The sequence below is a fragment of the Falsiroseomonas frigidaquae genome (assembly GCF_012163145.1).
Classification (GTDB): Bacteria; Pseudomonadota; Alphaproteobacteria; order Acetobacterales; family Acetobacteraceae; genus Falsiroseomonas; species Falsiroseomonas frigidaquae.
Genome location: NZ_JAAVTX010000001.1, coordinates 525,413 through 547,334, shown reverse-complemented (window position 1 = coordinate 547,334; position 21,922 = coordinate 525,413). Strand labels below are relative to the sequence as shown.

The 21,922-nt window shown below is 70.4% G+C and carries 20 protein-coding genes and 1 tRNA gene; 9 read left to right on the top strand and 12 right to left on the bottom strand.

From position 1 onward, the window contains the following. Window positions 1–44: 44 nt before the first annotated feature. The 4 genes from HB662_RS02640 (at window position 45) to HB662_RS02625 (ending at window position 5,992) form a co-directional block, all read left to right on the top strand. On the top strand, window positions 45–725 hold the full coding sequence (locus HB662_RS02640) for an ABC transporter ATP-binding protein (protein WP_168046834.1): 681 nt from the start codon (window positions 45–47) through the stop codon (window positions 723–725). After that, window positions 719–1,891: an ABC transporter permease gene (locus HB662_RS02635; RefSeq protein ID WP_168046832.1), complete on the top strand. Its 1,173-nt coding sequence runs from the start codon at window positions 719–721 to the stop codon at window positions 1,889–1,891. The genes HB662_RS02640 and HB662_RS02635 overlap by 7 nt, the downstream gene beginning before the upstream one ends. A gap of 466 nt (window positions 1,892–2,357) precedes the next feature. Then, window positions 2,358–3,767: a TolC family protein gene (locus HB662_RS02630; RefSeq protein WP_168046830.1), complete on the top strand. Its 1,410-nt coding sequence runs from the start codon at window positions 2,358–2,360 to the stop codon at window positions 3,765–3,767. After that, window positions 3,767–5,992 (top strand): HlyD family efflux transporter periplasmic adaptor subunit, encoded by a 2,226-nt coding sequence (locus HB662_RS02625; RefSeq protein WP_168046828.1) that lies wholly within the window; start codon window positions 3,767–3,769, stop codon window positions 5,990–5,992. The genes HB662_RS02630 and HB662_RS02625 overlap by 1 nt, the downstream gene beginning before the upstream one ends. Window positions 5,993–5,994: 2 nt before the next feature. On the opposite strand, the gene HB662_RS02620 is transcribed toward HB662_RS02625, so the two are convergent. Further along, on the bottom strand, window positions 5,995–7,380 hold the full coding sequence (locus HB662_RS02620; RefSeq protein WP_168046826.1) for an amidase: 1,386 nt from the start codon (window positions 7,378–7,380) through the stop codon (window positions 5,995–5,997). After that, window positions 7,377–7,556 (bottom strand): hypothetical protein, encoded by a 180-nt coding sequence (locus HB662_RS02615; RefSeq protein ID WP_168046824.1) that lies wholly within the window; start codon window positions 7,554–7,556, stop codon window positions 7,377–7,379. The genes HB662_RS02620 and HB662_RS02615 overlap by 4 nt, the downstream gene beginning before the upstream one ends. Window positions 7,557–7,660: 104 nt before the next feature. Between HB662_RS02615 and HB662_RS02610 the strand changes: the two genes are divergently transcribed. Continuing rightward, window positions 7,661–7,737 (top strand) — tRNA-Arg (locus tag HB662_RS02610). Between the two features lie 1,701 nt (window positions 7,738–9,438). Here the strand turns inward: HB662_RS02610 and HB662_RS29585 are convergent. The 8 genes from HB662_RS29585 to HB662_RS02570 form a co-directional block, all read right to left on the bottom strand. Continuing rightward, window positions 9,439–11,343: a DUF927 domain-containing protein gene (locus HB662_RS29585; protein ID WP_168046822.1), complete on the bottom strand. Its 1,905-nt coding sequence runs from the start codon at window positions 11,341–11,343 to the stop codon at window positions 9,439–9,441. After that, entirely contained in the window at window positions 11,340–12,392 is a 1,053-nt protein-coding gene (locus HB662_RS02600; RefSeq protein ID WP_168046820.1) for a DUF7146 domain-containing protein, read from the bottom strand. Before HB662_RS02600 ends, HB662_RS29585 begins: the two co-directional genes overlap by 4 nt. Beyond that, the gene (locus HB662_RS02595; protein WP_168046818.1) at window positions 12,389–12,631 is read right to left on the bottom strand and encodes a hypothetical protein; all 243 of its coding nucleotides are present in this window, start codon (window positions 12,629–12,631) and stop codon (window positions 12,389–12,391) included. The genes HB662_RS02600 and HB662_RS02595 overlap by 4 nt, the downstream gene beginning before the upstream one ends. Next, entirely contained in the window at window positions 12,628–13,125 is a 498-nt protein-coding gene (locus HB662_RS02590) for a hypothetical protein (RefSeq protein ID WP_168046816.1), read from the bottom strand. The genes HB662_RS02595 and HB662_RS02590 overlap by 4 nt, the downstream gene beginning before the upstream one ends. Next, window positions 13,125–13,424, bottom strand: coding sequence for a helix-turn-helix transcriptional regulator (locus HB662_RS02585; RefSeq protein WP_209443067.1), 300 nt, complete (start codon window positions 13,422–13,424; stop codon window positions 13,125–13,127). The genes HB662_RS02590 and HB662_RS02585 overlap by 1 nt, the downstream gene beginning before the upstream one ends. Window positions 13,425–13,540: 116 nt before the next feature. Beyond that, entirely contained in the window at window positions 13,541–15,217 is a 1,677-nt protein-coding gene (locus HB662_RS02580; RefSeq protein ID WP_168046815.1) for a hypothetical protein, read from the bottom strand. A gap of 221 nt (window positions 15,218–15,438) precedes the next feature. After that, entirely contained in the window at window positions 15,439–16,248 is an 810-nt protein-coding gene (locus tag HB662_RS02575; RefSeq protein WP_168046813.1) for a hypothetical protein, read from the bottom strand. Next, on the bottom strand, window positions 16,245–16,649 hold the full coding sequence (locus HB662_RS02570; protein WP_168046811.1) for a hypothetical protein: 405 nt from the start codon (window positions 16,647–16,649) through the stop codon (window positions 16,245–16,247). The genes HB662_RS02575 and HB662_RS02570 overlap by 4 nt, the downstream gene beginning before the upstream one ends. Window positions 16,650–16,831: 182 nt before the next feature. Between HB662_RS02570 and HB662_RS02565 the strand changes: the two genes are divergently transcribed. The 4 genes from HB662_RS02565 to HB662_RS02550 all read left to right on the top strand — a co-directional run bounded on the left by HB662_RS02565 (window position 16,832) and on the right by HB662_RS02550 (window position 18,265). Continuing rightward, window positions 16,832–17,068: a helix-turn-helix domain-containing protein gene (locus tag HB662_RS02565; RefSeq protein WP_168046809.1), complete on the top strand. Its 237-nt coding sequence runs from the start codon at window positions 16,832–16,834 to the stop codon at window positions 17,066–17,068. Then, window positions 17,065–17,256, top strand: a complete 192-nt coding sequence (locus HB662_RS02560) for a hypothetical protein (RefSeq protein WP_168046807.1) — start codon at window positions 17,065–17,067, stop codon at window positions 17,254–17,256. The genes HB662_RS02565 and HB662_RS02560 overlap by 4 nt, the downstream gene beginning before the upstream one ends. A gap of 138 nt (window positions 17,257–17,394) precedes the next feature. After that, window positions 17,395–17,760, top strand: a complete 366-nt coding sequence (locus HB662_RS02555) for a hypothetical protein (protein WP_168046805.1) — start codon at window positions 17,395–17,397, stop codon at window positions 17,758–17,760. Further along, on the top strand, window positions 17,744–18,265 hold the full coding sequence (locus tag HB662_RS02550) for an ImmA/IrrE family metallo-endopeptidase (RefSeq protein WP_168046803.1): 522 nt from the start codon (window positions 17,744–17,746) through the stop codon (window positions 18,263–18,265). The genes HB662_RS02555 and HB662_RS02550 overlap by 17 nt, the downstream gene beginning before the upstream one ends. 1,161 nt (window positions 18,266–19,426) lie before the next feature. Here the strand turns inward: HB662_RS02550 and HB662_RS02545 are convergent. Both HB662_RS02545 and HB662_RS02540 read right to left on the bottom strand, forming a co-directional pair. Continuing rightward, window positions 19,427–20,806 (bottom strand): tyrosine-type recombinase/integrase, encoded by a 1,380-nt coding sequence (locus HB662_RS02545; protein ID WP_168046801.1) that lies wholly within the window; start codon window positions 20,804–20,806, stop codon window positions 19,427–19,429. Between the two features lie 909 nt (window positions 20,807–21,715). Continuing rightward, the gene (locus tag HB662_RS02540; RefSeq protein ID WP_168046799.1) at window positions 21,716–21,904 is read right to left on the bottom strand and encodes a hypothetical protein; all 189 of its coding nucleotides are present in this window, start codon (window positions 21,902–21,904) and stop codon (window positions 21,716–21,718) included. Window positions 21,905–21,922 lie beyond the last annotated feature (18 nt).

Sequence of the window (21,922 nt, the reverse complement as noted above, 5' to 3'; positions counted from 1 at the left end):
CCGGCGGCGTATCCGTGCGCGCCCGGAAAGTCTAAAGCGGCCCCATGCTTGAGCTGGTCGATATCGGCCGATCCTTCCGCGTCGGCCCGGGCGAGGTGCATATCCTGCGGCATCTGTCGCTGACCGTCGCGGCCGGGCAGCTGGTCTCCATCATGGGCGGCTCGGGGTCGGGCAAGACCACGCTGATGAACATCATCGGCCTGCTCGACAAGCCGACCAGCGGGCAATACCGGATCGATGGCCAGGACGTGCTGAAGGCGGAGGCGCGGGAGCTGTCGCGGCTGCGCAACCGGCTGATCGGCTTCGTCTTCCAATCCTTCTTCCTGCTGCCGCGGCTGAATGCGTGGCGCAACGTGGCGCTGCCGCTGATGTATCGGGGCACGCCGGAAGCCGAGGCGCGGCGGCGGGCCATCGCCATGCTCGAACGCGTCGGACTGGCCGAACGCACGGAGCATATGCCGGCGATGCTGTCCGGCGGCCAGAAGCAGCGCGTCGCCATCGCCCGTGCCCTGGTAGGCGAGCCCCGCGTGATCCTGGCCGATGAGCCGACCGGCGCGCTGGACCCCAAGGTGAGCCAGGAGATCATGGAGCTGTTCCTGGCGCTGAAGCGCGAATACGGCGTGCTGATCCTGATCATCACCCACGACCCCGGCGTCGCCGCGCAATGCGAGCGCCAGGTGGTGCTGGCGGACGGCGTGCTGACCGAAGCGCCACGCGGATGCTGAAGCGGGTGGTGGCGGAGGCGGCGGCGAACCTGCTGGCATCCCGCCAGCGATCGGCGCTGGCCTTGCTCGGCATCGTCATCGGCGCGGCGGCGGTGATCGCCATGCTCAACGTCGGCGCCATCGCGCGCAATGAGACCATCCGCCAGTTCCGCCAGCTCGGCACGGACATCCTGACGCTGCGGGCCGATGGCAATACCGGCCTCGGCAACTTCCAGCTCGCGGATCTGGAGGCACTGCCGATGGAACTGCCGGCGGTGGCGGAGGTGGCGCCCTTCGTCATCGGCGGCGGCAGCGCGCAGCATGAGGGGCAGGTGGCGGTTTCCTCCCAGCTCGGCGTCACGGCCGCCTTCGCGCAGGTGACGCGGATGCGGATGCAGGGCGGGCGCTTCATCTCCGACTATGACCGCTACGAGCTGTATGCGGTGGTCGGCGCCGGGCTGGCGCAGCAACTCTCCACGCCCTACGCGCCGGTCCGCGTCGGATCCGGCCTGCGGATTGGGCGCTACGTCTTCACCGTGATCGGGGTGGTGGAGCCGATGCTGCCGAGCCCGATGATGCCGGTGGATATCGACAACACGCTGTTCGTCTCGATCCCCAATGTCCGCCGCATCATGGCCAATCCGTCCCTGTCCATGGCCATCCTGCGGATGCGTCCGGATGCGGATGCGGAGGCGGTGACGGCGCAGTTGCAGCGCCATCTCGGCCCGAAGCTGCGCGACCAGCGGCTTTCGGTGCAATCGGCGCGGCAGCTCATCGCCGGCATGCAGAGCCAGATGCAGTTGTTCACCCTGCTGCTCGGCGCGGTGGGCGCCATCGCGCTGGTGCTGGGCGGCGTCGGCGTGATGAACATCATGCTGGTGTCCATCGCCGAGCGGCGGCGGGAGATCGGCGTGCGGCTGGCGATCGGCGCGGAGCCGGGTGACATCCGCACGCTGTTCCTGGCCGAGGCGGTGCTGCTGTCGGTCACCGGCGGGGTGCTCGGCATCTTTCTCGGCATTGCCGGGGCCTGGGGCTTCGCCTGGTTGTCGGGGTGGGAATTCGTGCTGTCCGCCACCGCGGCGCCGCTGGGGGCCGGGGTTTCGGTGGCGGTCGGGATCTTCTTCGGCTTCTACCCCGCCGTCATGGCATCGCGCCTGGATCCGATCGAGGCCCTGCGGGCGGAGTAGGCTCGGGCGGAGTAGGCTCGGGCGGAGTAGGCTCGGGCGGAGTAGGCTCGGGTGGAGTAGCCTCGGGTGGAGTAGCCTGGGGCAGCCTGATCGGCGGTTCGCCGGTCGGCTCGGCGATGGCGGGGACCGGCAGGGTGGCAGGGGTTGCCATGCTGGCGGCATCCGGCGGGGCGCGCAGCACCGCCGGGGTACCGCAGCCGGCCAGGGCCAGCAGCAGGCCGAGCATCGCCCGAGGCCGCAATCCGAATGCCATCCTTCCTCGCCCCCCGGCGCGGTCCCGCCGCAGGGTCCGCCCGACATGGATGCGCCTGCCAATCCTTTGCGGCAATGCCCGGGATAGGCAGGCCCTTGCCGCGCCGCATTGCTTCCCCGCCCTGCAGGATGAGATACTTGGAGGGAAGCGGCGTTGCACGGAGAGGAAGGGGGCGGCCGGGTGGCATGGCATGTCTTGGCGCGGATCGGCGCAATGCTGGTCCTGCTGATCGGGCCGGCAGGGGCGCAACCACGCCCGCCGGCCGGCGCCGTGCCGCTGACCTTGCCGGAGGCGGTGGCGCTGGGCCTGCGGAACAACCGCGGCATCCGCGGTGACTACCTGCAACGCATCGCCGACCGTTTCGCGCTGCGCGTGGCGGAGGACAGCTTCTCTCCCCGCCTCAGCCTGGCGGCGGAGGTCGGGCGGTCGCGCACCGCCGGTGTCAACGTCTCCCGCTACGCGGTGGGGCCGGTGGTCACGGTGGATACCCCCACGGGTGCCGTCTTCACCATGTCCTGGCTCAACAACCAGACCAACACGCGCGGCCAGTCGCCGCAGGGGCCGTCGCAGATCGGCTTCCAGGTGGAACAGCCGCTGCTGGCCGGTGGCGGCATCGACTACGCCATGGCGCCGCGCCGCATTGCGCGCATTTCCGAACAGGGCGCGCAGCTGCGGCTGAAGGCGCAGGTGATCGACCAGATCACGCAGATCATCGTCGCCTATCGCGCCCTGCTGCAGGCGCAGGAACAGACCCGCATCGCGGAGGACAGCCTGCGCCGCGCGCGCGACCTGGTGGGCGTGAACCGCGCGCTGATCGCCGCCGGGCGGCTGGCGCAGGTGGAGTTGATCCAGTCCGAGGCCGCCATCGCGCAGCAGGAACTGCAACTCATCGGCGCCCGCAACGCGCGGGAATCGACACGGCTTTCGTTGCTGGTGCTGATGGGCATCGATCCGTCCTCCCCGATCTGGGCGGCGGAACGGCCAGCCGCGCCGGCGGTGCGGGTGGATATGGACCGCGCGCTGGCCACCGCCTTCGCGACGCAGCCCGCCTACCTGTCCCGCCTGCTGAGCATCGAGATCAGCCGCATCAACCTGGACATCGCGCGCAACCAGCGGCTGTGGGACGTGTCGCTGGTGGCCGGTGCCGGGCAGCAGGCGCTGCGGTCGCAGGTGCTGGAGACGATCGGCGCGCTGTCCACCGTGCGGTCCGACTTCAACATCGGCCTGCGCGTGAACATCCCGATCGGCGGCCTGTCGCGCGAGCAGCAGGAGGTCAATGCCACCGTCGCCCTGCGGCAGAACGAGGTGCTGGTCGAGGAAGCCCGCGCCCAGCTGCGCAAGCAGGCCGAGGATGCGGTGCGGAACATCGAGGCGCAGCGCCGCCAGGCGCAGCTCGCGGCGCGCGCGCGGGAACTGACGGCGCAGCAATTGGCGGCGGAGCTGGTGAAGCTGCAGGCCGGGCGGTCCAGCAACTTCCAGGTGGTGTCCTTCCAATCCGCCCTGCAACAGGCGGAAAGCGCCGAGCTTGCCGCGGTGATCGCCTATCTCAATGCGCTGACGGCGATGGACCAGGTGCTGGGCACCACGCTGGACACCTGGCGCATCAGCCTGAACGACCGCTGATGGATGGTGCCGGGCCTTCGCCGGACGCCGCGCGTCCGGCCGCGCTCCACGATGCGGCGCGGCTGGCCGCGAGCCTCGCCGGATGCCCGATCGGCCATGTCGTGCTGCTGGAGGCCGGGCTGCCTGTGCTGAAGGCCGCACATGGCATCGACCCGGCGCTGCTGGCGGGGGCGCTCGACCACGCCTTCTCCGAGCACGCGATCACCGGAGAGGCCATAGCCGGGGCAGCGGTCCGGGCGGGCGGCCTGCTGGCCCTGCCGGACGTGGCCGGCGCGCGCTTTCACGCCGGCGTGCCGCTGGTCTCGGCGGCGGGCGATGCGCTCGGCGCGCTCTGCGTAGCGGATACCGTGCCGCGCGCGCTGACCCCGGCGCAGCGCGAGGGCCTGGCCCTGCTGGCCGCGCGGCTGGTGGCGGATCTGGCGCTGCACCGCCGGCTGGCCGCGCTGGATGCGGCCGAGGCGGAGATCCGCGCCCGGCATGACCGGCTGGACCTGGATTTCAACGCGGCGCTGGATGGGTTGGCCGATGGCGTGGTGACGCTGGCCAGCGACGGCGCCGTGCTGGCGATGAACCAGGCGGCCGCCACCATGCTCGGCCTGGATGCGGCGGCGGCGCCGGGTGCGACGCTGCTGGCGCTGCTGCCGGGCGATGGTACGGCGGATGAATTGCTGGATGTGATCCTGGCGCCGGTGGGTGGCCCGGTTGACGGCGCCGAGGCGCCGCCGCGCCGCACCGTGACCTTCGGCGCGCGGCGGCTTTCCGTGGTCAGCCGCGCCTACCGCCTGCGGGTCGGCGCCGCGCGCGGCCGGCTCGGCCTGACCGCGACGCTGACCGATGTGACGGAGACGGAGCGCCTGGCGGAAGCCGAGGCGGCGCTGTCACGCGACCTGGCGGACCAGCATCGCAAGCTGCAGACCGCCTATCTGCAACTGGAAAACGGCGCCATCCGCATGCAGCAGGTGGCGCGGCGCGTGCGGCTGGCACGCATGGGCGCCGCGGCCGGCGTGGCGCTGCTGCTGTTGGCGACCGGCGCCTATGCCTGGCTGCCGGCGCCAAGCTGGCATGAAGCTGCCCCGTCCCCCTCCGGCGCGCCCGGCATCACGCTGGTGCCGCAGCCGGTCTCGGCGCGTATTTCGGTGGTCGGCATGCTGGATGCCGGGTCGCTGGTCAGCGTGGTTGGGCCCTTCGACGGCCTCGTGCAGGAAAGGCTGTTCCAGTATGGCGGCCAGGTGGAACGCGGCCAGCCGCTGCTGCGGCTGAACCTGTCCGAGGTGGAGGTGCGGCTGCGCGACGCCCGCAGCGCGCAGATCCGTGCCCGCCAGCGCGTCGCGGAACTGCGCGGCTGGACCACGGGCTTCGAGGTGGCGCGCGCCCGCCGCGCCCTGGCGCAGGCCAGGCTGGAGGCCACCGACCTCAATGCCCGCGTGGCGCAGACCCGCATGCTGCTGTCGCGCGGCATCATCGCGGCCGATGAACACCGCGCCCTGGTACAGCAGCAGCGGAACCAGCAATTGCAGGTGCAGGCGGCGGAGAACGACCTGGAGGCGACGCTGGCGCGCGGCGATGCCGAGACGCTGCGGATTGCCGAGCTGGAGCTCGCCAATGCCGAGGCGAAGGTGCGGGAGCTGGAGACGGACCTCGCCAATGCCACGGTTCTCGCCCCGGTCTCCGGCGTGGTGCTGATGCCGCCGGAGGGCCAGGGCGGCAGACGGCCGGAGACGGTGGAGGCCGGGTCCCGCGTACAGCGCGGCCAGACCATGTTCACCATCGGCGCGCTCGAAACCTTCCAGGTACGCGCCACGGTGGATGAGATCGACGTGAACAAGGTGCGCGTCGGCCAGCGGGTGACGGTGACGGGCGACGCCTTCGGGGATCTGGTGCTGGAAGGCCGCGTCACCGCCGTGGCCGCGCAGGCCGGCGGCGAATCGGCGGCGCGCCAGGGCATGCCGAGCTTCCCCGTCTCGGTGGCGGTGGAGGGGCTGTCGCCGGACCAGCGCCGGCAACTGGCCGTCGGCATGTCCGCCAGCCTGTCCATCGTGACCTACGACAATCCTGCCGCGTTGGTGCTGCCGCCCTACGCCGTGCAGGACCAGGGCGGCAGCCGCGCGGTGCGGGTGCGCCGCGATGGGGTGGAGGCCTGGGTGCCGGTGGTGCTCGGCATCAGCACCCCGGATGGCATCGAGATCCGCAGCGGCCTGGTGGCCGGGGATGTGGTCCTGCCCTGACGCTACATGGCGCGCCGGGCGCGCCAGTTGGTGGCGCGTTCGAAGGCGTGGCCGGCGCGCAGCACCATGGCGTCCTCGAACGGCTTGCCGATGATCTGGGCGCCGACCGGCATGCCGCCCGCGCCGAAGCCGGTGCAGACGGTCAGCGCGGGCTGGCCGGTCAGGTTGAAGGGGATGGTCAGGCCGGGCTGTTCCAGGCTGGCGAATTTCGGCACCTGGTCGATCGGCGGCGCCTCCGTAGCCTGGGCTGCCGTCACCAGCAGGTCCAGATCCGCCATCGCCGCCTTCACCTGCTGGCACAGCCACCGCCGCCGCCGCTGCGCCTGCAGATAGTCCGCCGCCGTCACCAGCGCGGCCAGCGCCAGCCTTTCGCGCAGGATCTCGCCGTATTCGTTGAAACGGGCGCGCAGCCAGGGCTCATGCACCGCATGCGCCTCCGACATCAGGATCAGCCAGCCGGCGGCATGGAAATCCGCCAGTGGCGGCAGCGTCACCTCCGAGACCACGGCGCCTTCCTGGCGCAGCACATCCGCCAGGTGGTCCACGCCGGCACGGACGGCCGGGCTGGTGGTGATGTCCTGCTCATGGAAATGGCGGATGATGCCGATCCGCAGGCCCTTCACCCCGCCTTCCAGCCCACCCAGCAGGTCCGGCGCGGGGCGATCGGCGGAGGAGGGGTCGGCGGGATCATGGCCCGCCATGGCCCGCAGCAGCAGGGCGCAATCCTCCACCGTCCAGGCGATCGGCCCGGTGGTGTCCAGGCTATGCGCCAGCGGCAGCACGCCGGTGCGGGAACACAGACCGTAGGTCGGCTTGATGCCGGCCAGGCCGCATAGCCCCGCCGGGCCGCGGATGGACCCGCCGGTATCGCTGCCGGTGGCGCCCAGTACGATGCCGGCGGCGACCGACGCGCCCGCGCCGGTGGAGGACCCGCCGGTGAAGCGGCTGGGGTCCCAGGGGTTGCGGGCGGGCGGCCAGGGCAGGTCGAAGCTGGGGCCGCCCCAGGCGAATTCATGCGTCGCCGTCTTGCCGATGGTCACGGTCCCGGCCTCCGCCCAGGCGCGCACCACCGTGGCGTCGCGGTCCGGGACGTGGTTTTCCAGGATGCGTGAATGGCCGGTCGTGGGGATGCCGGCGGTCTCGTAGATGTCCTTGTGGCCGATCGGGATGCCGTCCAGCGGACCCTTCAGCGCGCCTTGCATCTGCCGCGCCTCCGCCGCGCGAGCCTGTTCCCGCGCGAGTTCGGGGGTCAGCCGGATGAAGGCGTGCAGCACAGGGTTCAGCGCCGCCGCCCGGGTCAGGGCGGATTCCGCCAACTCGACCGGTGAGATCTGCCGGGCCGCGATCAGTCGGGCCGTGGCGGCCAGGCCCAGCGGGAGTTCGGTCATGGCCGGAACACCGTGGCCGGCTCCAGCGCCACCTGGTCCTGCGGGCGCAGGCGTTCGGTGGCGGCGGTGAGGTGGCGGGAGGCGTTGAGAATGCTGGCCCGCTGCGCCGGTGTCAGCACCAGCCCGGCATGGGCGATGAGCGCGTCGAACAGCTTCTCTGGCATCGGTTCCGGCATGGGGGCGGTTCCTTCCTGCGGCGGGCTGATCATGCGGATTATGCGGCGCCTGTCATCCCACCCCCTCGCGGCGGCGGCGGGGGCTGTGGTAATCTGGCGCCAGTGTCTCCGTAGCTCAGCCGGATAGAGCACCAGATTCCTAATCTGGGGGCCGTGGGTTCGAATCCCGCCGGGGACACCATATTTTCAAAGACTTAGCCGCCAAGCCAGACCCGCCAACCCCCGCTCAGACCCTGCGCGGACTCTTTGCGGACTCATGGCGCGGATGATCGCGGCCAGGCCGAAGCTACGCCAGACAGCAACCCAAGCCAGCCAGCCGCCGCCGACCGCAACAGCTACAACAACAGAAGCCTTTGTTTTTGCTTATAACCCGAGCCCGCCGCCGGGGTCCGAATTACCCGTGGCAGGCGGAAAGGCTGGGGAGGACCCGCGGATTCCTGGCCCGGCCCTGCCATTCCCGCCGGAATCTTTCCGGCGGAAATGCTCGGCCGAGGTCCCCGCTGCATCTTCCGGCCTTCGGAAAAAAACCTCCGGGTGAGACCCAGTGTGGTTGGACGTCCTTCGGCGTCAGGGATTTGACTCCCCCCTCCCCATCGGGGCTGGCCCGCGACGTAGAACAACCTTCCACGATTGCGCGGTTGCACACCGTCACCGGTTGCGCCAATCGCGTCACGGCCAACAACCGGGGAGGCGCGGGCGTCCTCACCGTATTAGCGGGCTCTCCGGAGGGACCCACCCGCGCCGGCACCGAGCATCTGAACATGCCGCGCCGCATCACCTGCCACACCCTCGCCGGCACCACCCGCCCGCTTCCGGCACCGCACCTGTCCGCACCCTTCCTCCCCCGGCATGCAGCACGCCAAGCCCGGCCGTAGGGCGCCCTGCGCGGAATGGGGCCGCCGCGTGCCGTCTCCAAAGCACCGCGCGCCCGGCTCCCCTGCAAAAAGCCGTGTCACCGTGTCACTGTGTCACCTTCGTCATATCTCATTGATACAGAACGGATAAATTCGCCAAAGTCCATGTCACCTGGGCTTTGGGCCGCTGTCACCATGTCACCTTTTGCCGACCTCACCCTGCCGTCGGCGCTGCGCCAGGTGGTGCTGGTGGTGGCCCTGCGGCCCGGCCCTCGGCCTGCCGGCGGTGCTGCGCCAGGTGGTGCTGGTGGTGGCCCTGCGGCCCGGCCCTCGGCCTGCCGGCGGTGCTGCGCCAGGTGGTGCTGATGATGCTCGCACGCCGGCAGGGTCACCGGGCCTTCTGGTGCAGCGTGCCGGCGGGGCCTCCCGCGAACCCCGCATGGCGAGCCCGCCCGAGGGCGGTCCTACGGCAGGGAGAATATCACCGTGTCGCGGCACGCTGCGCTGCGCCTATAGCCTCTGGCCCGGCTGCGGCGAAGCGGATAGCGTTGGCCGATAGCGCGCCTCGGCCTGTGCGGATGGTGGTCGCCTACGGCCGTGCCTCGGCCCTGCGCCAGGCGGTGCGGGTGACGGTTCAGCGGCTGGGCCTCGGCCCCGCGCGGCGGCCCCTTACCCTCGTTTCGCGGCGTCTCGCCTATTTGGACAAGACTCGCGAAAGAGACCGAGCCATTGCCGCATAATAGGCATTATGGAAAGAAAACGTCTAAGCCCTTGATATCACGTCCGAATGTGCCGATTTTCGGTTTTGAGACCCAATCCCGATCCGTGAGACAATCTAGGACCGCTTTCCTGTTTTTCCGTGAGCTTTTCAGCCCGTCGCGCGCCCAAAAACGCTAGGCCAGCCCGCCCCCGATAGGCAAGCCCTATGTGCGGAAGACCCGCGCCGCGCCGGTCACCGGTCAAAGCATGGACCATGCGGCGCCGCATCCCCCGCACCGGCCGAAGCCGGGGGAGGGCGCGCCCGCAGCCTACTCCGGCGCCTCGCCGGCATCCCCGCCGAGGATGCTCCCGCACACCTGATAGACCTTGGCCCCCGCCGGGTAGCCGGGAATCTTCACCGTGCGGCTCGGATGGCCCTTGCCTGCCCGCAGGAAGCCGCGCGCCGCCAGCACCTTCGCCGCCTCCACCGGGTCCAGACCCTTGGTCGCCTCGCGCCAGCCCGCCGGCAGGAAGAAGAACACCCAGCGCCCGCCCCCCTCCGCCGCCGCGTCGCGTTCCCATCGGCGGAAGCCCATGCGATTCGGCACCGCCCGCGCCTCCGGTGGCGCATCCGCCGCCGCCGCCTCGGCCTCCGGCATGTCCGGCTGCGCCCGGTCCTTCCACATTTCGAAGCGCGCTTGCCCGTGCTGCGCCAGGCAGGCCCGCACCTGTTCCACCGCGGCCAAATCTTCCCGCGCCTCCACCGATCCGCGCGAGGCGCACCATGCCTCGAAACAGGATCGCGCCGCCTCGGTCGCGGTGCCGGAGGGCCATCCGGTGATGTCGGCTTCCGTCGCCAGTTCGCCAGCCAGCGCCACCAGCGCGAAGCGACGGCAGACGGTGCGAACCTGCCCGCTGGCGCCGTCCGGCATCGCATCCTCAAGGAAGTCCCGCACCCGCGCCGCCAGGTCGCGGCCAGGCCATGCCGGGTCCTTCGCAAGCCGGCTCGTCAACCAGGTCAGGAAGGCCGGTCCCGCCGTGCCGTGCTGCGCCATCGCCGCGCCGGTCAGCCGCTCCGCGAATTCCCCCGCACTCGCCGCGCCATGCTCGGCCGCCTCATGGATGGTCTCGAAGATCCCCAGGCCCCGCCCGGCATCCGCCGGCAGGTCGATGAATCGCACTTCCTGCCCGGCCCGGATGGTGTGCCCGGCCCGCGCCAGGATATCCGCCAGTGATTCCTCTCCGGTGGACAGGAACAGCAGCCGCCAGCTTGCGACCGGCCGGGTGGTGCCGGTGCGATGCGCGCGCGCCTTGCCCGTGCCGTTGCCCAGCATGTAGGCGGTGGCACCGGCCTCGCGCGGGTCCATCTCGCCCAGCTCATCCAGCGGCAGCAGCCCGTCATTGTGCTGCGCCGCCAGCCCCTCGATTCCGTTCCCCGTCGCGCGCCAGCTCCGCTTGAAGGACTCCGCCCCCTCCGGCGGCCCCCACACGCTGGCCGCGACCTTGAGCGCGGTGGATTTGCCGAGGCGCGATCCGCCGCGAAGCTGCAACCCACCGCCTTCCTCATTCAGCGGCGTCAGCAGCGCCCCCGCGAAGGCCAGCGAGGCAGCCAGCACCACGCGCGAATTGCCAGCGCAGCGCGCCGCCACCAGCGCCCGCCAGTCCTTCAAGGTGCCAGCCTGGCGATAGACCGCGGGAGGCCGCTCCGGCAGGTCGAGCAACACCCGCTCCCCGTTGACGGCGCCGAACACCTGGCCCGGCAGCACGAAGGCGGCGCCACCGTCGCGGCCGTGAAACCAGCCGACGCGCGGCACGGTGCGAACACGATCTTTCGGGCGCTGGTGGGTGAGGAATTCCAGCAGCGCCTGGCGCGCGCCCTGCGATGGCGACAGCTTCAAGCCACCCGAGGCCAGGCGCGCGCGCAGCTCCGCCGCTTCACCGACCAGCAGCGCCGCCGGCATGATCCATTCGTGCTGCACGCGGTCATCATCCCACCAGCGCAGCAGCAGCCCATGCGCCTCGCCATCGGCATCCCGCGTGCGGGCCAGGATATCGAAGCGCCCACACACCCACATGGCGGCCTTCGTCTTGTCCGGCGGCAGGCGCCACAGGCCATCGGTCTTCATGTCGAAGCCGACAACCTCCGTCCCTTCCCAGGGACCACCTGGCGGTGGTGGCGGCGTCGCACCCAAGATCGCACGACGCGCCGTGTTCTTGCGCGGATCGTCGCTCATGCGCCCGGCTCCGGTGCGGTCAACACGTCATTGAAGTCCTTCATGCCCTCCGGTGGCCGGGCAATGCGAACCTCGCGCCCCTCCGCCGTGAAGCGTTCGACGGCGCGCGCCAGCGCCTTCGCCGCGCTGGGATTGTCCCCGTCATTGTCAGCCGCGAGGATCACGATGGCGACGTTGGCAGGCAGCGCCACGCGCGCCAGGTTGCCGAGGCTCACGGCGCATAGGACGCGCAGCTCCGGGCAGGCCAGCGCCACGGACAGCGCGGTTTCGATCCCCTCGGCCAGCGCCACCGATGCACCCGGCGCCGCCTGCGCCAGCGGCGTGGCAGTGGCGCCGCGCCACAGGCGGATGGTCCCGCCCGCATAGCTGCCGAGCGTGCGCTTCGCATCCTTCAACTTCGCCTTCCGCCAGACACCATCTGCATCCTGTGCGATCCATGTCCGGTGGGTGGCCAGGTGCGCGCCATCCGGGCCGGTGATGGCGGCGAGCATCGCCGGCAGCGGGCCGCCCGCCTCGCCGCACCAGCACGCGGCATGGAACCGCAGGGCACGCGGCACGCGCCCCAGCTCGGCCAGGTGGATGCCGCGCGCCGCAAGGTAGTGCGCGGCCGGCGTGCCGGTGATCGGCTCCCGCGCCGCGGCGAACAGCGCCAGCGCCTTGCGGCGCTTCGCCACGGCCTCCGCATCCATGCCATCGGCCGAGGCCGCAGGCGCATGCGCGCGCCGCACCGGCTCCGCGGTGGTGGCGTCATCACCCAGGCCGAGCCAGCGGCGCGCCCAGCCCATCGCCGCGCGCCGATCCCCACCGAAGTTGACCGCCGCGACCAAATCCAGCGCATCACCGGCCTCGCCGCTGGCGAAGTCACTCCACACCCCGGCCCGGCCGCCGGACAGCCGCACGCCCAGGGATTCTCCCTGTTCGCCGCTGATGCTGCCGCAGCGCCATTCCGGGCCGTCCCGCCGCCCATGCGGCAGCAGCTCCGCCACCAGCTCCGGCACGCGCTGCGCCAGAAGCCCGGCCAGCGTGCGGGCATCCAGGCCCCGCGTCATGTGGCCTGGTCCCCTGGCGGCACCGGCCGCGGCGCCCACAGCAGCAAATACAGCCCGGCGGCGGCGAGGATCAGCGCGTGCCGCGCCGCCGGCCCCTCGGCCTCGGCGCCGCCCTCCTCCCGGGCCAGCGCCAGGGCCGCCGCGACGGTTTCGACGATGACCGGGCGCGGCGCACCCGCATAGACCGCGACCGCCTCGGCGTCGCTTAGGCGGTGGTCCGGCCCCGGTGATCTGGTCATGCGGCAGTCGCCCCTTGCTCCACCGCACGGACGGTGGTGACGCCATCGCAATGCGTGGCCAGGGCAGTGCCAAGCGCGACCATCCGCGCTGCCGTGTCCAGTGCATCGGCGTCCCCATAGGCCGCCTCGCACCATTGGCACGCCTCGTCCAACAGGTGCCGGAAGGCGCGCGCGATGTGCTGCACGATCACCCGGCTTTCCGGCAGCGGATCATGGTACCGCGTCGCCGCCGGCCGTTTGCCGCTGATCAGGCAATCATCCGCAATGTCGAGCTGCGTGTTGAGCGCGTCCGACAGCAGCGCCAGCGATGCCAGTGCGCCGGGTATCGCGGCAGGCGGATTCTGGATCAGAATTTCGTCACAGTGGCCATTGGGGCCGGTGGCAAGGTCGCGCCGCACCAGCCCCGCCAAGGTCGCCAGCACGGCCGCCAAGCTGCGGACAGGGAGCGAGGGAACACCGTTGCCTGTATCCTCGCGGAAGATCGGGGCATCCATCACGCGGCACTCCCGGCAGCCTGTGCAGCCACGGTGACGGCGCTGGTGGAGGCGTGGGTGTTCGCCGCAATCCAGGCGGCCACATCGGCGCGACGATACCGCACGATCCGGCCGAGTTTCGCGAAGCGGGGGCCGGTGCCATCAAGCCGCTTGCGCTGTAGGGTGCGCGGCGCGAGGCCGGTCAGCTCGCACGTCTGGGCCTCGCTCAGCAGGCTGTCGGGGTCGGGGCCGCTGCGCGGGCTGCCGCGGCCATCAGGCGGCGCGAAGGCGGCGGTGGTGAGAAGGTGAAGGCGTCGCATTGTCAGGCATTCCCTACGGATCGCCGGGCGCCCAATCGCGGCCGGTGACGCCAGGGATCGCCTAACCGGCGCCGCCAATCTGTGATGTGATCGGACCACGCGGAAATCCGATCCGATCACATATCGCCTTTCCCCTGGCCGTACCTGTCGTACCAAGCTTTGTGATTGCGCCTCATATCCTCGCGGTACGGCCGGATCACATCATCAGGCTTCCGGGTGGGCGGTACCTTCACCACCGCCAGCAGCGCAGCTCGCACGCTATGATTGCCTGCCTCCACCAGCGTCATCGCGGCACGAACCATCGACAGCCTTCTTCGCCTATCGTTTGCAGGATGCTCGCCAGGCACCGCGCCTCGCGGCTTCGGTGCCGGCTGAGGAGGCGGCTCCAGCCCGTCATGCCGCACCGATCCGGCGTCTACGATGCGGACGCCAGTCAACGTAGTTTTGGATTGGCCGAATTCGATGGTGACCCGTCCGAAGACGATGGACTGCCCGATATCATCCTCCGAACCGGTCAACCGGACGCTGAGCGTCGGGTCATCCAGGCGCTCGCGCGGAACCTTGGTAGGTGGGGCTTCTATGGGGGCCGCCCTGTCATAGCCGGTGAAGGTGAGCGCGGGCCTCTGCCGAACCGCCGAAAGAAAGACCTCGAACAGATGAGACCAGGCATACCAAGTCGCCTCCTCAGCGCCATGCACCGTCGGCAAAAGGCCGTCCCACCCGTCCATGCGGTCGTGAAGCCAGACCCTCAGTTCCTCACCGCCTCGCTCCACAACGGCTAACTCCCGAGGGCACAGAAGCGCGACGGCCTCTCTCAAGGTCCAGCCGGCAGCCGGTGGGATTGCGTCAGGCTGGATAGGCGATACTGGCGCAGGCGAAGGCGCGCCGTTCGGCACCTTCGGTGCTGCCGCCGTGTTGATCTCAGATCTCGGCAGATCGGGCGCACCGGCACGCTCTTTCTGCACCGCGGCGGCCATCGGCTCCACCACCCGCGGCATGACGAACCGAGGGCCAATGTGAACGTCGAACAGCGTTCCGTGCGCCCCGCGGACGGTGCCCGCCTTGGCGTCAGCGATGGCTAGAACACGCCAGGCCGAAGCCGGAATCTCAAGCGGCACTGCGAACGGCGACCCGTCACGCCCCCAGGTGGTGAGGAAGCCTTGTGCCATCCTACCGGTGAATTCGTCCTTGATCTGGCTCCAGAGGAGGGAAGTCTCTTCCCGCAGCCTGTGACCGTGACCGTCGAATTCCGACAGCCGGTCGCGGGTCCGATCCCTCGGATAATCAGGGTCATATTCCCAGCGCCCTTCGCGGGCGAGCCGCTTCTTTACGTCCTGCCACTTTTTGGCCAACAGCGGGTCCGTGAGTTCCACAAGCGCCCGATCCAAGGGCAAGGCGTGCGCCGCTTCAGTCGGGAAGTCCGGCGGAGGTCGAACAGCGCGCACCGCCTGAACCCGAACCGCCTGAAGGCTCGTCCGGCCGCCGCCGGGCCGGTCAATCCGCAGCGTTTCATCCATGATGCTCAGCACGAACAGGTTGCCGGCGGCGTAGAGGTCGCGCCCGACTGGCACGCGCGGAGCATCAATGGGCAGGGCCAGGTTGCGACCCGTGAGGTAGAGGTCGCGGCGAGCAAATAGCGCGCGCAGAAGATCCACACTCAGGCGGGAGAACCAACCCCTCGGGTTGTCCTGTGACCAGCCCTCAGCCGCGTCGGCTGGAAACAGCGCCTCCGCCGCCTCCATGAGCGACCAGCCCGCATCCGGCGGGGCAGGTCCCAGCAGTTCGCTTGACACTCGCGCCTCCGATGCGCGTCCCCGAATGAAAAGCGGCGCGGCGGCCCGGTTCGGAGTTCCGGGTCTTCGCTGGCCAAAGCTAGCCGCGCCCAACGCCATCATCCCGACGCGCCGAGTCGGCTGCAAGCGCGTTGGCGGTGGTGGCGCCAGGCCGCGCGCCACCACCGCCAGGCGCGGCACCCCGCCACCCGGCCCGCACGGCGCCCCGGCGGCGCCGGCGCTCAACCCAGCACGTCCCGCACCAGCGAGGCGGCAAGGCAGCTCACGGCATCATCTCGGCCGGTGACGTAGCTGCCGAGGATTTCCGCCTTCGCCTCGCGCCCGCTGCGCGTCACGGCTGGCCGTTCCGCAATGGTGGCCAGCACCTGGCGCCGTTCCTCGGCCAGTGCGGCTTGCTGCACCACCAGCGCCTGCACAGGCGGCGCGAAGAACGGTAGCCCGCCCGCCCCCTCCGCCAGCTCGCGCAAGCGCGCCTCCGCCGCCTGCATGCGCTCCCCAACCTCGCACCACCGATCCCACAGGATCAGCAGCTCGGCATCCGGCGAGGCCGCAGGACGCTCCGGCGGGTCCGGCAGCGCCAGGTCATCCAGCAGCCGCGCGGCATCCTCCGCGGCGCTGGCAAGTAGCTCGAATTCCACATAGTTCTGCCCGCCCTCGGGGTCCGCATAGGCGAGGGTCGCGCTCATCTTGGCAGCGAGGCCCACCAGGCCCGCCGCCGGTATGTCCGCCATGTCGAGTAGGGCCGCCTCATACTCGCCCCAGGCGGCATCCTCGGCAGCGCGCGCCTCGGGCTGGCGGGTGCGGTCCCTGGCTTCCTCGGCTTCGGTCCATGCGGCGTGCGCGGCCTCATGGGCATCCATCGCGATGAAGGCGGTGGTGCGGAGCGCGAACAGTCGCCCATCCGCCTCCGGCAACGCCATGGGCGCGGGGGCCGGCGGCACCGGCAGGGCTACCGAAGCGGGCGCGGCAGGCAGCAGCAGCGCGGCTGGGGCAGCGGCCAGGATGCCGCGGCGGGAGGGTGCGGGCTTCATGCCTTCACCCCCGCGGCGTAAGGCACCAGGCGGCGCGCATCGGCGGCCAGGGTGCGCGCCAGCCGGTCGTGCCGATGTTCCGACCCGTTCTGGCCGAGATGGACGCGCGCCAGCAGTCCCGCCTTCACCGCCAGCCCGGCAGCACCCCAGGCAGGAAGCTCGGCAATGCGGTCCTCAGTCGCGCTGATATCGTGGACCAAGGCCACACAGCGAGCATTGGCCTCCGCCTCGGCAGCCGCGTCGCCGGTGGCCTCGGCCGCCGCACACTGGTCTGCCACCGCTTCCAGCGCCGCGAATTCGGCGTTCCACCGCCGCGCCATGGCCAGCAGGTCGGCATCTGGATCGGCGGCGGCGCATGCGACGGCTGGCGTCAGGCGGGGGATGACGCCAGCCACCAGCACTGCGCGCCGCGAGGGCGCGCGTGTATCATGGTCAACAGCCACGGTTCGGGCCTCCAAGGGGCTCGGGTTGCGGTCAGGCCGGGTGCCGGGCTCCTACCCCCGACACTCGGCCGCCCTTGCGGGCGCTGCCGACGCTATGTCATGTTTCCAGACACTTCAAGCCGAATGTCAGGAAACCGGACATGCACCCTGCCCAGCTTCGGGCCGCTCGCGCGCTGGTAGGGTGGAGTCGGCCGCAGCTTGCAAGCGCGGCGGGCACCACGGAACGCACGCTGGCCCGCATTGAAGGTGCGGACACCGCGCCGCGAGACAGCACCATTGCCGCGATCCGCGCCGCCCTCGAAGCGGCCGGCGTTGATTTCATCGCGGAGAATGGCGGCGGGCCAGGCGTGCGGCTGCGGAAAGGACTGGAAAAATGAGCGGCAAATATCGGGCCAGTGCAGCGGTTATTGCTGATCTTTTGGATTTGCTTGAGGGTCTAAAGATGCTCCGGACTGCCATCGACCAAAGCGAAACGGCGGAGGCTCAGCGAATACTGCGGGTTTTAGGCGACGGCACTGCCGATTTAATCAATAAGACCGCGACCCTCAGCAGCCACTCGCATTGAATCCATAAACTTATCTGAGTGCAAGATGCCGTGAAGCGATATATTCGAAAGCTGGCGGAACTAGGACCCGCCTTCTGGTTCTATAGTATCCGAATTCTCTGGCTTCTCACGGGCGGTGCCGTTCTAGTTGCAGCATGTATGGCAATCTATTATCTGCCACAGCCGCGCATGCCGGTGGTGACGGCGGCGGCACCCGCTGCGGCTACCGCACTCTCGGCCGGCAGCGGCTTCACCACCGTCGAGTTTGTTACGATCATCCTCACGGCGGCTACCGTAGTCCTTGCCGGCCTCGCGATCGTGTTGGCGCTTGCAGGCGTGTTCGGATATGTCCAAATGAAGAACAGCGCCGAGGTAACGGCGGAGCGGGTCACGAAGGAATACCTGCGGGACCGTCTTCCCCGCATGGTGGAGGAAACGGCGCGGCAGACCGGCGCCGAACCCGGCGACGGCGATGATTTCATGAAGGCTGCAACTGAGGGAGGCTCCGATGACGATCGCTCGTAGGTTTGACACGAAGCCGGCCTTGGATCAGCGCGACCCGGCGACGCCCATTCAGATCGTGGGGCGCTATCTTGAAGATATCCCGGTGGACCTTGACGCCATGGCCGATGATCTCGGCCTTGAGGTTCGATATGTGGACAACCTGTCCGATGACGTGTCCGGCAAGATCGAGCGCACCCGAGGCGGCTACCGCGTCACGGTGAACGCCAGTCATCCGCGTCGCCGGCAACGCTTCACTCTGGCGCATGAAATTGCCCACTTCATCATGCACCGCGACCTGATCGGGGACGGCATTGTGGACAATGCCATGTACCGGTCTGCGGGCTTGTCCGACGAAATAGAGCGGCAGGCAAACCGCTATGCGGCCGATATCCTCATGCCGGCCGCCGCGGTGCGGCGCCTCTATCGGCAAAACGTGAAGTCTTTCGCCGCCATGGCCAATGCGTTCGATGTGTCGGCAGAGGCGGCGCAGGTCCGCATGAAGGATCTCCGGGTCGGGCGCGCATAGGCTGAGGCCGGGCAGCAGGGCCACCACCTGCACCACCTGGCGCAGCTCCCGCCGGCTGGCCGAGGCCCGGCCGCAGGGCCACCACCTGCACCACCTGGCGCAGCTCCCGCCGGCTGGCCGAGGCCCGGCCGCAGGGCCACCACCTGCACCACCTGGCGCAGCTCCCGCCGGCAGGCCGCGGCCGGGCAGCAGGGCCACCACCTGCACCACCTGGCGCAGCTCCCGCCGGCAGGCCGCGGCCGGGCAGCAGGGCCACCACCTGCACCACCTGGCGCAGCTCCCGCCGGCTGGCCGAGGCTGGGATGCAAGGCCACCACCTGCACCACCTGGCGCAGCTCCCGCCGGCTGGCCGAGGCCCGGCCGCAGGGCCACCACCCGCACCACCTGGCGCAGCTCCCGCCGGCTGGCCGAGGCCCGGCCGCAGTTCCCCGCACCACCTGGCGCAGCTCCCGCCGGCTGGCCGAGGCCCGGCCGCAGGGCCACCACCCGCACCACCTGGCGCAGCTCCCGCCGGCTGGCCGAGGCCCGGCCGCAGGGCCACCACCCGCACCACCTGGCGCAGCTCCCGCCGGCTGGCCGAGGCCCGGCCGCAGGGCCACCACCCGCACCATCTGTCGCAGCGGCGCCGGCCGGTCGCGGAACTTGAGCCTCACGTCAGCGATGTCGCTCTCATGCAGCGTGGCGGCACCCGATGGATCGGTTGAAGTTGCGGCAGCAGATTGCCCGCGCGCAGGAGCTGGTCGCGACGTCGCTTCAATTGCAGCTCACGGGCCGCGGCTTGACGCAGGAAGCTAGGATACTCTGCGAAGAATTGCGGGAACGGTGCCGGGAGACCTCTCGCCTACGGCACGAACACCGCGTCCGGTATGCGGCCCTTTGGCCGCAGCGCAAGGATGCCAAGGGCACCGACTGACGCGCGGCCCGTTCCAACACAGATCAGGATAGCGGCCTCAACCCGCGCCGCGGGTGGTGGAGGGGCGGGCAAGGTGTTCTTCGCGCGCCGCCGCATGCCGCCATCGGGCGCCGATAGCTGCCGCATGCGTTGCACCCGCGCCGCGCAGGGCGTCATGACCGGTAACCCCAATTCCTGACGGCCCAACTTCTGCGGCGGCGCGGGCTTCACCACCGTATTTGCTCCGCCGCCGGAGGGACCCAACCGCATCAAGCCCGGCGGCGGCGCGTGGGATCGAGCTGCACCACCTTCGCGCCCCCACCACCCGCCGCGCGCGGCGCACGCTTGCCGCTGGCCACGGCCAGGACATGCTTCGCCCATGCTTCCAGCGCGGCCTGGCGCTCCGGCAGGAAGGCGTGGCGCTGATAGACCGCGGCTACCCCCTGGATGCTCCCCTGCACATGGTTCAGCAGCCGGTCGCAGACATGCGGCGCGAAGCCGAGGCCGGCGAGGCGCGTCACCCCGGTCCGGCGCAGATCGTGCAGCCGCCAGCCCGGCAGCTCGTGCGGCTCCAACCCCGCGGCCTTGCGCGCCGCGGCAATGTCCCGATCCAGCCGCGCCTTTGCGGTGGAGAAGCCGGAGATGGCCGTCTTCCCGGTGGTGGTGAAGACCAGCGGCGAATCGGCCAGGCGCGGCGCGGCCTTGAGGATGGCGCGCGCGGCCGGCGCCAGGTGGACCACATGCGCCTTGCCGTTCTTCGCGCGCTCGGCCGGGACGGTCCATGTGGCCAGGTCCGGCGCCAGCTCGGCCCAGCGCATGGCGGCCACTTCCTCGCGCCGCTGTAGGGTCAGGATCACCAGCCGCACGAAGCTGCCCATCGGCCAGCCGCGCCCGCCGGCCGCGTTCCATACCGCGCCCAGCTCGGCATCGGTCAGCACCCGGTCCCGATCCGCCACAACCGCCGGGGGCTGAATCCCGGCGAAGGGGCTGGCCGGCAGAAGCTGGCGCCGCATTGCCCAGCCGAACATCGCGCGGCCATAGGCGAAGGCGGAGCGCGCCGCCGCCGGCCCGCTATCCAGCGCGATGCGGTCCAGCTCGGCCACCGCCTCGGCCGCAGTCAGGCCATGCGCGGGCCGCTCCGCCCAGCCGGCGAAGGAGGCGAGCAAGGCGCGCGACGCCTCATGCTGGTAGCGGCTGCGGCGGCTGGCCAGGTGCAGATCGCGCCACCGCTCCACCAGCGTCTTGAAGGTCAGGGCATCGGCGGTGGCCTGGCGCTGCGCCGCGGCCTCGGCCGCCTGCGCCTGGCGGCTGGCCTCGGCCACGCTGGCGGCGGCGGCGGCCCGAGCTGCCGCGCGCTCCGCCTTCGGATCGGCGCCGCCCCGCACCTGGCCGCGCAGAACCTCCGCTTTGTCGCGGGCTTGGTCCGGCGTGAGGGTGCCGTAGTCGCCCAGCACCACCCGGCGCACGGCACCGCCCGCCCGATACTGGAAGATGAACACCTTGCTGCCGGCGCTGGTGACGCGCAGCGCGAAGCCCTTCAGCTCGGCATCGAACACCAGCACATCCTTCCGGCCGGGCGGGCAGGTGGCGGCGTCCACCGTGCGCTTCGTCAGCCGCAGGCGCGCGGCCGGCGGGGCGATGCCGGTCATGCCAGCACCCGCGGCCGGTGACATGGGTGACATGGCCGGCGGCGCGCCATGTCACCTTCCCGGTGGGGAAAATGACATGAAAACCATAGGGTTAAAGGTGTGGTGACATAGTGACACAAGTGACATGGCATTTTCTCTGTCCCCGCCGCCATGGCCAGCAGCTCGGCCCGCCCGCGGCGTAAGAGGGCCGACTGCGGACTCTTTGCGGACTCATTGGCGCGGGTATATCCTGGCGGCTCGCGGCAGCGTGAGTCGAGGCCCTTCCGGCTAAGGTGCTGATATCGGCCCTGCCGTGTCCGCATCTGGCGGCGGCTGGCGCGTCGCGGCGAGCCGGCGCACCCTATTCCTAATCTGGGGGCCGTGGGTTCGAATCCCGCCGGGGACACCAGCCATTTCAGCGGCCTAGCCGCATCGCCCGACAGGGGCTGTTGCAGGATGGTTGCGGAACTTCTGAGGGCGTTCTGCAATAACCGATTCGGCATAATGTGGAGGAAGAACGGATCGCCATCTCGTTCATTGGCTTGTAGCCTCCCTCAGGCTGCTCGCCTCCTCCGGTTGTCAGTTGCCACGGTCGACAGGTTGGCTGGCCCGGTGCCGCCCGAGAGGAACCCTCCACGGGATACGCCAATAGCCTTTATCGATGTCGCAAACGCGGGCAGCGACGACGCTCTCACCTTTGCCGATTTGATGGAATTGAACGTCGCAGGCGGCCTGGAGGGGAGAGGTGTCAGCTGGCCTGGCTGCTTCCAGTCTGGGCGCCGAAGAAGAGCCGCATCTGGAAGGCAAAGGTCCGACGTGACGCGCGGCTGAGGAAAAAGCGGAAGGCGCAGGGCGTGAAGGATCAGGGCGCCCTCTCGTCTGAGTCGCCCGAGCGGCTTGATCGAGACGCGACTTGACTATCTGCAACAGCTACCTCCGCCGGGGTGCCAGCGGGATGACGCTGGGGCCCAGCGCAGCCTCCCAGGCGTTCATCGCCTGGGCCGCAGAGTCCCGCCGCCGGGGCATATAGGTGTCGATAATCGACTGGGCATACCCGATTTTCCAGCCGGCGATCGCGGCGATCTGCGGCACCGTCGCGCCGGCCAGCGCCATCTGCACCACCCCGGTCGCCGCAGG

Bases quoted from the DNA above. Each gene is read 5' to 3' on its own strand.
- HB662_RS02560 (WP_168046807.1), top strand. From the start codon at position 17,065: ATGAGCGGCAAATATCGGGCCAGTGCAGCGGTTATTGCTGATCTTTTG.
- HB662_RS02620 (WP_168046826.1), bottom strand. From the start codon at position 7,380: ATGACCGAACTCCCGCTGGGCCTGGCCGCCACGGCCCGACTGATCGCG.
- HB662_RS02550 (WP_168046803.1), top strand. From the start codon at position 17,744: ATGACGATCGCTCGTAGGTTTGACACGAAGCCGGCCTTGGATCAGCGC.
- HB662_RS02635 (WP_168046832.1), top strand. From the start codon at position 719: ATGCTGAAGCGGGTGGTGGCGGAGGCGGCGGCGAACCTGCTGGCATCC.
- HB662_RS02640 (WP_168046834.1), top strand. From the start codon at position 45: ATGCTTGAGCTGGTCGATATCGGCCGATCCTTCCGCGTCGGCCCGGGC.
- HB662_RS02565 (WP_168046809.1), top strand. From the start codon at position 16,832: ATGCACCCTGCCCAGCTTCGGGCCGCTCGCGCGCTGGTAGGGTGGAGT.
- HB662_RS02575 (WP_168046813.1), bottom strand. From the start codon at position 16,248: ATGAAGCCCGCACCCTCCCGCCGCGGCATCCTGGCCGCTGCCCCAGCC.
- HB662_RS02585 (WP_209443067.1), bottom strand. From the start codon at position 13,424: ATGCGACGCCTTCACCTTCTCACCACCGCCGCCTTCGCGCCGCCTGAT.
- HB662_RS02600 (WP_168046820.1), bottom strand. From the start codon at position 12,392: ATGACGCGGGGCCTGGATGCCCGCACGCTGGCCGGGCTTCTGGCGCAG.
- HB662_RS02615 (WP_168046824.1), bottom strand. From the start codon at position 7,556: ATGCCGGAACCGATGCCAGAGAAGCTGTTCGACGCGCTCATCGCCCAT.
- HB662_RS02555 (WP_168046805.1), top strand. From the start codon at position 17,395: ATGGCAATCTATTATCTGCCACAGCCGCGCATGCCGGTGGTGACGGCG.
- HB662_RS02630 (WP_168046830.1), top strand. From the start codon at position 2,358: ATGCTGGTCCTGCTGATCGGGCCGGCAGGGGCGCAACCACGCCCGCCG.
- HB662_RS02625 (WP_168046828.1), top strand. From the start codon at position 3,767: ATGGATGGTGCCGGGCCTTCGCCGGACGCCGCGCGTCCGGCCGCGCTC.
- HB662_RS29585 (WP_168046822.1), bottom strand. From the start codon at position 11,343: ATGAGCGACGATCCGCGCAAGAACACGGCGCGTCGTGCGATCTTGGGT.
- HB662_RS02545 (WP_168046801.1), bottom strand. From the start codon at position 20,806: ATGACCGGCATCGCCCCGCCGGCCGCGCGCCTGCGGCTGACGAAGCGC.
- HB662_RS02595 (WP_168046818.1), bottom strand. From the start codon at position 12,631: ATGACCAGATCACCGGGGCCGGACCACCGCCTAAGCGACGCCGAGGCG.
- HB662_RS02590 (WP_168046816.1), bottom strand. From the start codon at position 13,125: ATGGATGCCCCGATCTTCCGCGAGGATACAGGCAACGGTGTTCCCTCG.